Below are 9562 nucleotides of genomic sequence, written 5' to 3'. Positions count from 1 at the left end.
GCCGGGCTCGCCGCGGGCCTGTTCGAGGAAGGCGGCGATGAGCGGGGCGACATCCACCGCCTGCCCGCCGATCTCGGCGCGGAAGCCGAGCGAAAACCAGTCATTGCCGTGGAAGGCCGCCCCCGGCGCGGCGCCGGTCGCGACCGACAGCACGGGTTCCTCCGGACTGAGGCGGTACGGCCATTTGCGGGTCTCGACCACCTCCCAGCCGTCGCGGCGCAAGGCGGGCAGTTCGCGGAAGGCGAAGTCCAGCGCGGCTTGCCTGCCGGAGCGCTCCGCATGGAGGTTGAATTCGCTCTCGGCGAAGGCGAAATCGCACTCCGCCATGCGCTCGCTGGGCCAGTGCAACTCCATCTCTTCCACCGGCAGCGCGCCCGCCCGCATCAGCCGCATGGTGCAGGCGGCCTCCCAGCCATGGTCGCGGGCGAGGGTGACGATCGTGCCGTCCTCCACGAGGCGCGGATCGACATCGCCGTCGCTGTCGCGGACCTCCTGGCCGTCATAGACGAAGCGCAGCGTCAGCACCGGCAGGGTGATCTGGGGATCGTAGCGGCGGTGGCCCTCGCGGGCGGTCTCGGCGCCAAGCGTCAGCCGGGCCATGCGGTGGCGTGCGGGGCGGCGGGTCTGGCGGGTGCTCTGGGGCGGCGGCAGGGCATGGCCGCCGAGGCGCGCGGGCAGGGTGGCGCCGAGGGCTTCGACCTCGCCCGGCGCGATGCGCGGGCTGCTGCGGACGAGGTCGAGCAGATCGACGGGAATGGCTTCGGCCAGCAGGCCGATCTGGCCGCCCGCGATCCAGAGCGTCGCCGCGCCTTGGCTGCGCAGGTCGAGCGGGGCACCTGCGGCATCGGCAAAGACCAGCCGCTGGCAGCCATCGGGCTCGATCTGCCAGCCGAGCCGCGGCGCGGGCCGGTCCTCGGACCAGGCGATCTGCGCCCCGGGCTCGGGCTCCAGCAGGAACCGCCCGGTGGCGCAGAGCCGCCGGATCAGCGCCTCCAATTCGGCGGGGCGCGGCGGCACGAGCTCAGGGCGGCCGTAGCTATAGCCGGGCTGGCGGCCCCAGAGCCCGGCGCGCATCAGGTCGGGGAGGAGCTCGAGATCGGCAGGGCGGACGAAGTCGGGCGGGGCGGGGTTGCGCAGGATCAGCGCGGCGTCGTAGCGGCGGATGGCCTTGTTGAGCGCGGTCCCGGCGGCGTTGATCCGGCCCTTGTGAATGTCGATGCGGAGCGCGGCTCCGGGCGCGGGGACATAGAGCAGCCGGTCCTTGACGGTGGGCGGATAGTCCGCGCCGCGCGGCGCGGGCGCAGCGGGCGGCGGGGGCAGGTCGCGCAGTCGGCCGAGCCAGCCCTGCAGGGCGAGGGGCAGGGCGGGGGTGCTCCGGTCCTGTTGCTGGTCCTGCCAGACGGCCATGGCGGCGGCGACATGCTTGCAGTTCCACTCCATGGGGCAGGTGCAGTCGCCCGAGACCATGCCGTCCTCGATCCGGATGCTCTGGCGATAGTGCCGGCCGCGGCCATTGGCGGTGACAGCCTCGAGCGTGCCGTCGGGAGCCGGGGCGACCGAGACGACATGGCCGCGGCGGGCGTAATCGAGGCCGCGCGCGAGCGTTGCCGGGTCGAACTGGTCCTTGAGCCGGATCGTCATGCGGCACCTCCGCGCCCGCCTTTCCACGATGGTTCGTGCTGCGCAAGCGCGCGAGCAGGGAAAACGGTCCGCCGGGGTGGGGCTGCGCCCAAGATGTCCGTTCCATGGGCAGGGCCGGGCATGCAGCAGGTGCAAGAAGCAGGAGTACGAAAGTACGAAAATTAGGTTCCAGAGTACGAAATAGATTTTATAACAATGGGTTGAATTATATCAGGTTTTACCGCATCATGGCGCGGACCGGCGGGATGCCTTGGTCCACTGTCGGGCACCGTATCGGCCACGCGGTCGCTTGTGGCCGCGCTTTGCATCGGAGAATGGAGATGGGAAGGAACAGGGACGATGCGCAAGGCGATCTGCTTTCCGGGCTGGGCGGCTCCGGCGCGCCGGACCAGGCGGCCCCGCCGCCTGCCAAGCGCAAGACCCGGCGCCGGGCGGCTCCGGCCGAAGGCGGTCCCGGCAAGGCTGGCACCGTCATGGAGCTCGACCCGGCGACCTGCCGCCTCTGGGAGCGGCACAACCGCAGGCCCGGCCTGCTCGACGAGACGAGCTGCGCCGATCTCATCGCCGGCATCCGCGTTCAGGGCCGCCAGGAATTTCCGGCGATCGTGCGGCAGGTGCGGCAGGACGGGGGCGCCGTCTACGAGGTGATCTGCGGCGCGCGGCGGCATTTCGCAGTAACGTGGCTGCGCGCGAACGGCCATCCGGAGATGCCGTTCCTGGTCGAGGTTCGCGACCTGCCGGACGAGGAGGCATTCAGGCTCGCCGATATCGAGAACCGCGACCGCGGGACATCAGCGACTACGAGCGGTCGCAGAGCTACGCCGATGCGCTGGAGCGGTACTACGGCGGCAGGCAGTCCGTCATGGCGGCGCGCCTTGAGGTAGCTGAGGCCTGGCTGTCGCGCCAGCTTGCCCTGGCCCGGCTACCGGAGGAGTTAGCCGCGGCCTACGGCTCGGTCCGGGACATGGCCGAACTCCATGCACGCAAGCTGCGGCCGCTGCTCGCTGTCCCGGAGACGGGCGAAAAGGTGCTGGCGGCGGCGCGGGATCTTGCCGCCGAAAGGGCGGGCGGACATGCCCGGACCGGGCCGCAGGTCCTGGCGGCGCTTCTGGCGGCGGCACGGCCACCCGCCGCAGAGCCGCCGGTTCCGAAGATCTACGGGGCCGACGCCGAGACCGGCATCACCGCGACGCCGAGGGGCGGCACGCTGAGGCTGGAGTTTGCGGAGACCCTGTCACGGAAGGAGTTCGACGCGGCCATCCGGGACTTCGTCCTGGACCGCTTCGGCGGAGATGCGGATTAGGTTCCCATTGAAAACTTCTTTCCAGCCGGAAAGAAGTTCACTTCTATATACCGCAAGGTTGCCTGCCGGAGCAGCGGCGCCCGGGCTCGTCCGGGAGGTTGCCGGGAAAGGGATCAGGCCTCCTCGTCTCCGCCAGGCGCGCAGTTCAGCCAGATGGCGGCGAGATGGGCGGCCAGGCGGACACAGCCGGCCCAGGACCCTTTGGGCTGGCCCTTGCCCGTCGCAACGACCTCAGGCCGCAGGAGCCGGACCCTGGCGACGATGGACTTCGCGGTCTTGCTCTGGCTGAGTTTTGCCTGGGTGCCTGCGGGGCGCGCCGTGGACCAGGAGCGCACCTCCGCTTCCGCGGGTTCCAACGGATCGACCCGCTCCACCTGCCAGCGCGCGGGCGCGCGCAGGAGAACCGCAATGGCCCCCCATGTCCGCAGGTCTGCGGGCGTGCGAAGCCGTGTCCCGGCATTGCCCATGGTCGCGTCGTTCAGGGTGGCGCGGAGCCAGTCCCGCACCTCTGCGGGCTTCTCTCCGGCGAGGTCGATGATGTCGTCGGCAAGGGCGCGGGCCTCCTCCAGCTTCGTGGCAGAGTCGAGCGGGGCCGGGGCGAGCTTGCCCCGGCGGCGAACGGGCTGGAGCCGGAGCTGCGGGCTCTGCTTGCGGTTCGTCGTGAGGCTGCTCCAGGCGCGGGCGACGGCGATGCGATCCTCGACGAAGCCTTCGTCCAGAAAATTTGCCCGTGCCGCGCGGCTGGCCGGGTCTCCGCCGTCGATCCGCTCCAGGACCTGGTGGAGCGCCAGCGCCGGGGATGCCGGTGTGCCCCTGATGTCCTTGCGGCGGCCGCCCGCGCCGGGCTGCCACGCGCGGGAGAGCACCACGTGGCGGCGGTCCAGTCCGGGCGGCAGGGCCGGATCGCCCGGCGTGGCGCAAGCCTCGAAGATGGCGAGGTCGGCCATGGCGACATAGGCGCCGAAGCTGGTGCCGGGCGCGCCGTGGCCGAACTGCCGGGCCATGGCATGCCACCGGTCCCGCGCCTGGCTGGCGGGTGCCACGGCTTCGGCGATGCGGGCGCGCTCTTCCGGGCTCCAGCCGATCAGGTGCCCGAGGAACGGCCCGAGGCGCGACTGCGGCGTGGCGGTCTCGTGCAGGACCAGGAAGAGGTCGTTGACGGCCTGGCGCCGCAGGGCGTGGGATGTCGCCTCCGGCAGCCCCGAGGCGCTGCGCAGGCAGCCGGCGATGACAGTGCCGAGGGCGCGGCTGTCGAACGGGGCGAAGCTGCCATCCCGCTGCGCCACGCCGAAGAGCGGCCCCGCGGCGGGAAATCCGCGGCGGTAGCTCAGGTATTCCTGGAAGTCTTCGGCCTCGTCCCCGCTCATGAAGGCAAGAAGACGGACCTGCCGGTAGGCGTTGACCGTCTTGTTGTCGCCGAAGATCGAGGGACGGACGAAGAGGACCGCCCCGGCCGGATCGGTTCCGCTGGCCCGCACATCCTCGTAATGGCTGCACAGCGCCTTGGTGGCCTCGCCGATCCGCAGCCCCGCACGGCTCATGGCGAGAAGCACGGCATCGGCGGCGCGCGCCACGTCCGGGCGCAGGCCGCATTGCGTGCGCAGCATGTCCCGCGCATGGTTGATGGCGTTGCGGCCGGGCAGGGTGGCCTCGATGCGGATCGGCGCGCCCTCGGCGTGCAGGAGGCCCGGATCGATTGCGGGAAAGCCCCAGCCGGGGGCGGCCATGGCGAAGCGGTGGAGCGCCTCGAGCCGGTTGGCCAGCCTGGCCTGCTCGGCAAGGCTGCGCGCATCGGTCTCGATGACGAGCGTGTAGAGTTCCTCCAGCTCGCCGTCGTCACAGCGCTCCAGCGGCACGGACCCGGCCATGTCGCACAGGGCGGCGGCGATGGTGCTGTGATAGCGGCGGACGGTGTTCACGCTGTTCCCGGCCGCAAGCAGGGCCAGGTACCAGTCGCGCAGGAGCCGCAGGCAGGACGGCGTGTCCGGTCCCCAGGGGAGAGCCTCCAGGCGCCGAGCAAGGGTCCCCTCGGTCAGCTTCCGGCCGGTGGCCGTCAGGTCGTCGCGGGACTTGCGGCCATCCGGGAGCGTGGCCTGGAGCTGCGCATAGGCTCGGTGCCCGGAGACGGGGCGCCCGGGCCTTGCCGATGCGGACGTGTCCTTCACCACGGGACTAGCCGGGAGATCGCCTGCCCCGGGGAGGGCCGCCATGGCGGGGCCGGGCGGAGGCCTGTCCTCCAGGATGGCGGCCAGGCTCTCGGGGGTTGCGCCGAAACTGTCCATCCGCCGCGCCGCCAGGAGCGCCATCGTATGGTCCGGCCCGTCCCGCCGGGCCTGCAGCAGCAGCTGCGCGCCGCGCGTCAGGCGGCGGAGGCCGGGACCTGCACCGGCCGCGCAACCGCCGCAGAGGAGCTTCGCGAGGTTCGGCCCGCTGCCTGCGGCGAGCGTCAGCGGCCCGGCCGCGCCGCCGAGGCTGTCATGGAGCGCGACCAGCGCGAGGGTCCGGGGCGCGGGAAACAGCCGCCGCAGGGCATAGTCCCCGGCGCCGTCGGTTCCGGACACCTGGCGCAGCACCCGCTGCCGACCGTTCTTCGCGGCTGGTGCCCGCTCCTTCAGCTCGATCCAGGACGGCAGATCCGGGCCCTCGATGATCATGCCGTCCGGATCGGCAAGCCAGACCGCAAACAGCGACAGGTCTCGGGACGACAGGCAGGCGCTGTCGAAGAGCGCCGAGGCGAGGGCGAGGCCCGCAACCGTGGATGGCCCGGGCGGCGATGCGGAGGAGAGCTGCCGCCAGGCAGCCTCGAAGCCGTCCCTCACCGCGCGCGCCGCACGCAGGTCGTCGAGGCTCGCGGCGGTCCAGGCCGGAGGCCGGGAGTCCAGCAGCACCACCGGGGCGGGGGCGGCGACCTCCTCTCCGGGATGCGCGCCGTTCCAGTCCGCCACCAGATCCAAGAGGAGGTCCGACATCGCTGCGGCCTCGGCATCAGTCCCGGCCTCCCGGCCGAGATCGGCCCGGAGCGTCCGCAGGGCGTCATGGGCAGTGATCGGGGCAGCCTGTCCCGACAGCAGCCACGGCACCCTGGCCCGGGCATGGTGCTCCACCAGCCCGGCAAGTTCTGCCTGGGGTCTTGCCCGTGCCTCTTCCCGCGCTGCCCGTCCTCCCGCGCTCACAGCGGGCTCCTGACGGCATTGGCGCCGAGACTGGCAAGGAGGTCCTCGATCGCGTCGGCCACCGGCCAGAGATCGCCGAGGCCGAGGCTGCTGCCCGCGACGAAGGGGCTCTCGCCGGTATGGCTGTGCCCGAGGAAGGCGTCGAGCGCCGCCGGATTGCACCGCCCTGCCAGCGTGCTGCGCAGGATGTGGCGCGTCCAGTTCAGCGCGGCCGGCAGGACCGGCCCGAAGTCGCTCTGCTGGTCCGCGGGGCGCAGCGGGACCAGCGTGCCGTCCTGGTCGAACCGGAGCAGGAAGGGGCCGCGGGACTTTTCGTCCAGGGCGAGCGCGGCCCGGACCCGGGCGGCCTCGTCCGGATGGGTGAGGGCCAGCCGCCGCTCCAGCTGTTCGAGATGGGCGATCCAGGCCTCTGCCTGAGCGATGGCCCGCGGCGCGAGGGGGAGCATCCGGGTGCCGCGCGCGCCGCGCCCCGTCTTGTCGGAGACCCAGAACAGCCCGGCCTCAAGGTCGAAATCGCTCCGGAACTCGAAGGGATGCGTGACCGGCCGGTGGCCGGTGGCGAGATAGAGCAGCATCAGCGTGTAAAGGGCGAAGGCATTGTGGGCCGCGCGGATCTGCGCCATGCTGCCGAGCCCGCCGGGGCTCCTGTTTTCGACCTCCTTCCGCGCGAGCCGGAAGGTGTCCGCGAGGAGGTCGGGCGGCAGCCACAGGCGCGATCCGTAGCACCCGTCCGGCGGCAGCGGCGCCTCGGCCACCGGCAGGCCGAGCCCCTGGTCGAGATAGGCGAGATGCCAGCCGGCGAGGGCTTCCCGGTCGAGGCGGGTGTAGTGCATCTGGGCGCGGGCGGAAGGGGACTCGCCGGTGAGGAAGCCGGTGACCGCCTCGTCTGCCCCGGCGCGGCGCAGCCAGTCGGCCTTGTGCCGGCGGATCCGCCCGCGCGTGAGCGGCCTGGCGAGCTGCGGCCGGAGGTCCCTGAGGATGGCGTCGATAGCCCCGTCAATGATCCCGTCCTTGGCCCTGCCGTCCGCCGGGCAGGACGCGCCGGGAGGTGCTGGCAGGAACAGCGTGCGGTCATCGCCGTCATCGCCGCCATCCACCAGCGGCTCAATCTTCGGCAGGTCGACGGAGAGGCGCAGCCCGGGCAGCCCTCCTTCCGTATCCCAGCGGCTCTCCGCCCGCGCCATGGCCTGGCCGAAAGCCAGGTCGGCAAGCAGGGCCCGGCCGCCGGGACTGTCCCCGGCGGTCCGCAGCCACGCGGCGAGCGTGGCCACCTCGTGCCCGGTCAGCGGGTCCTGCTCGGCGGGCAGCGACAGGCTCCGCCGGTCCTGTGCCCGGATGGCCCGCCGCGTCCTTGCCCTGGCTGTTGCGGGCGGCGAGAAGTCTTCCGCGTCATCCTCGAGCCGCACGGCCCTGCGGCTCTGCGGGCGGTCGGCCTCCTGCTCTTCGGCCGGTCCGCCAAAGGCCTCGGCCTGCGGAGCGAAGCCTCCGGCGATGAGGACATGGCCGTCGCGGATTTCCTCCCGCAGCGGCACGGCCCCGGCCGGCGGGGCGGGAGCCCGTTCCCTGTGGACGGCATCCCCGCCCCTGATGGCACTTCGCATCAGGGCGGCGAGCGACTTGAAATATCCGCGGACCGTCTTGTCCACGGTGTCCCGGCCCAGACGGTCGAGCGCCTCCAGCAGCGCTTTCGGCGTGCCGAGGGCACCGTCGAGTTTCTCGAGTGCGCCGGGTGACTTGTCCTTGAGCATCCGTGCTGCATTCAGGCCCTGGCGCAGGGCGTTCTGGTCCGGGGTCAGGCGCTGCCTCTGCAGGGCGGCAGCCAGGATCCAGGCAGAGAGCCGGTTCCCGGTCTTCTTGTGCGCGTCGGACTTGAGCCTGGTCGCGAGGAAGGCGGCAAATTCGGCCCCGCCGATCGGATTGTCCTTGCCGAAGCAGGCCATCACCGCATCGAGCGCTTCGGCTGTCGCCGTGCCGGCCGGGATCTCGCCGGGCAGGAGCGCCTCCAGATCGTCGCGCGCGTAGCCTTGCCAGGGATGGCCGGGCGGCAGCGCCTTCTCGATCAGGAGGACAGCGGCGCGGGCGAGGGCCGGCCAGTGCTCCTGCGGAACGGTGCCGAAGAGCGGCCCGCCTTCTGCAGTCATGACTGAACGGTGCCCAAGCCGTGACGGTGGTTGTACGCGGCCTTGCAGCGCTCATGGATGGTCAGGAATGCAGGGTGGTTGCGGTCCGTTGCCGACAGGCGCAGCTGCTTCCTGGCGCTCTTGGGGTCGCGGCTCTCGGGCAGTCCGAGGTCGCGCAGCACGTTTGCCGGCGCGGCGGCCGCCAGAGCCTCCGCGGCATCCCGCTGTGCCGCGGGGGAAGCCGTGAGCAGCTTCCAGATGGCGGCGGCCTCGGCCCAGGCGGCGGCCTCGATCTCTGTCTCGCTGAGGCCGTGCTCGATGGCAGGTGCCGGACCGCCCGTCCTGCCGATCCCGGCGAAGCCTGCGAAGACCAGCAGCGTCCCGCCCTGGCGCACGGCCCGCGGAGCCCCGATCGGGCTGGCGGGCAGGAGCGCGGCGATGCAGTCGAACGCTGCCCGCGCGCCGGGATGGATCAGGATTGCGTCACGGAGGGTCGAGGGGGCCATGTGCGGAGTTTTACCGATAGTGCGCGGCGCATCAAGGTGGATTCTTGTCGTTTTCAAATTCCTGATTTTGAGCGCTATTCAGCAATTTGACCAAAGTGCTCCATAAAAATCCCGACTTTACCGATTGAAATGGTTGAATCTGGATACCGTAGTCCTCCTGTTCACCGAAATCCTACCGGACTTCGCGCATCGTCGGTGGACCACTTCAGAGGGGCTGGCTCAGAGCACCAAAGCCTGAACAGAGCGAAATAAAGAACGCGGACTCTACAGGGAGCAGGTCACGACGTGGCGGTGGGCAGGCAGATGGAGACGTTGCTGTGGAGAGGGGCGTGGCTGGACGCGTACAGCATTTCAGGTCTTTGCACCAAGATTGAAAACGTTCATGCCTACCGGAAGCGAGAAGTAAGACGAGTTGCCACTGTGACATTTTCTGCCAGTAGAATCATTATATTACAACACATTGAATGACCTCTTGCGCGATCTTCTCGCGCGATTAACGTTAGTTCCTGATTGAAAGCGTTGCAAATTACATTCTGGACTGGATACTTCTTCGTGATGATCCGCATTCAAGAAGAAATCGAACGACAATTTTTGGTTCGCGTTGATCGTCCGAGTGCAGTTGCGTGAAAAACAAGGGCTAAGGTCATGAAGCACAAGGTTACCAAAGCTATTTTCCCGGTCGCCGGCATGGGGACGCGTTTCCTGCCCGCCACGAAATCCATCCCGAAAGAGATCATGACGCTGGTCGACCAGCCGCTGATCCAGTACGCGATCGACGAGGCGCGCGATGCCGGGATCGAGGAGTTCATCTTCGTCACC

The 9562-nt window shown here is 70.4% G+C and carries 7 protein-coding genes; 3 read left to right on the top strand and 4 right to left on the bottom strand.

Annotation, left to right across the window (positions count from 1 at the left end; genetic code table 11):
* A partial coding sequence (locus FGX59_RS34845; RefSeq protein ID WP_138473083.1) for an SWIM zinc finger domain-containing protein occupies positions 1 to 1641 on the bottom strand: 1641 nt, incomplete at its 3' end.
* A gap of 320 nt (positions 1642 to 1961) precedes the next feature.
* Here FGX59_RS34845 and FGX59_RS39070 point away from each other — a divergent pair.
* Positions 1962 to 2525: a ParB N-terminal domain-containing protein gene (locus FGX59_RS39070; RefSeq protein ID WP_240722854.1), complete on the top strand. Its 564-nt coding sequence runs from the start codon at positions 1962 to 1964 to the stop codon at positions 2523 to 2525.
* Positions 2432 to 2944 (top strand): hypothetical protein, encoded by a 513-nt coding sequence (locus FGX59_RS38360; RefSeq protein WP_240722855.1) that lies wholly within the window; start codon positions 2432 to 2434, stop codon positions 2942 to 2944. The genes FGX59_RS39070 and FGX59_RS38360 overlap by 94 nt, the downstream gene beginning before the upstream one ends.
* Before the next feature lie 113 nt (positions 2945 to 3057).
* Here FGX59_RS38360 and FGX59_RS34835 read toward each other — a convergent pair whose 3' ends face one another.
* From FGX59_RS34835 to FGX59_RS34825, 3 genes are read right to left on the bottom strand one after another with little or no spacing between them, the layout of a single operon-like run.
* Positions 3058 to 6117, bottom strand: a complete 3060-nt coding sequence (locus FGX59_RS34835) for a hypothetical protein (RefSeq protein WP_138473081.1) — start codon at positions 6115 to 6117, stop codon at positions 3058 to 3060.
* Positions 6114 to 8258, bottom strand: coding sequence for a hypothetical protein (locus FGX59_RS34830; protein ID WP_138473079.1), 2145 nt, complete (start codon positions 8256 to 8258; stop codon positions 6114 to 6116). Before FGX59_RS34830 ends, FGX59_RS34835 begins: the two co-directional genes overlap by 4 nt.
* Entirely contained in the window at positions 8255 to 8743 is a 489-nt protein-coding gene (locus FGX59_RS34825) for a hypothetical protein (protein WP_138473077.1), read from the bottom strand. Before FGX59_RS34825 ends, FGX59_RS34830 begins: the two co-directional genes overlap by 4 nt.
* Positions 8744 to 9388: 645 nt before the next feature.
* Here FGX59_RS34825 and FGX59_RS34820 point away from each other — a divergent pair.
* The coding region (locus FGX59_RS34820; RefSeq protein WP_255471566.1) for a sugar phosphate nucleotidyltransferase at positions 9389 to 9562 on the top strand (174 nt) is incomplete at its 3' end.

This window comes from Poseidonocella sp. HB161398 (genome assembly GCF_005870025.1).
Taxonomy (GTDB): Bacteria; Pseudomonadota; Alphaproteobacteria; order Rhodobacterales; family Rhodobacteraceae; genus Mangrovicoccus.
Note: the sequence above shows the minus strand (reverse complement) of the source record. Positions and strands in the feature narration are given on the sequence as shown.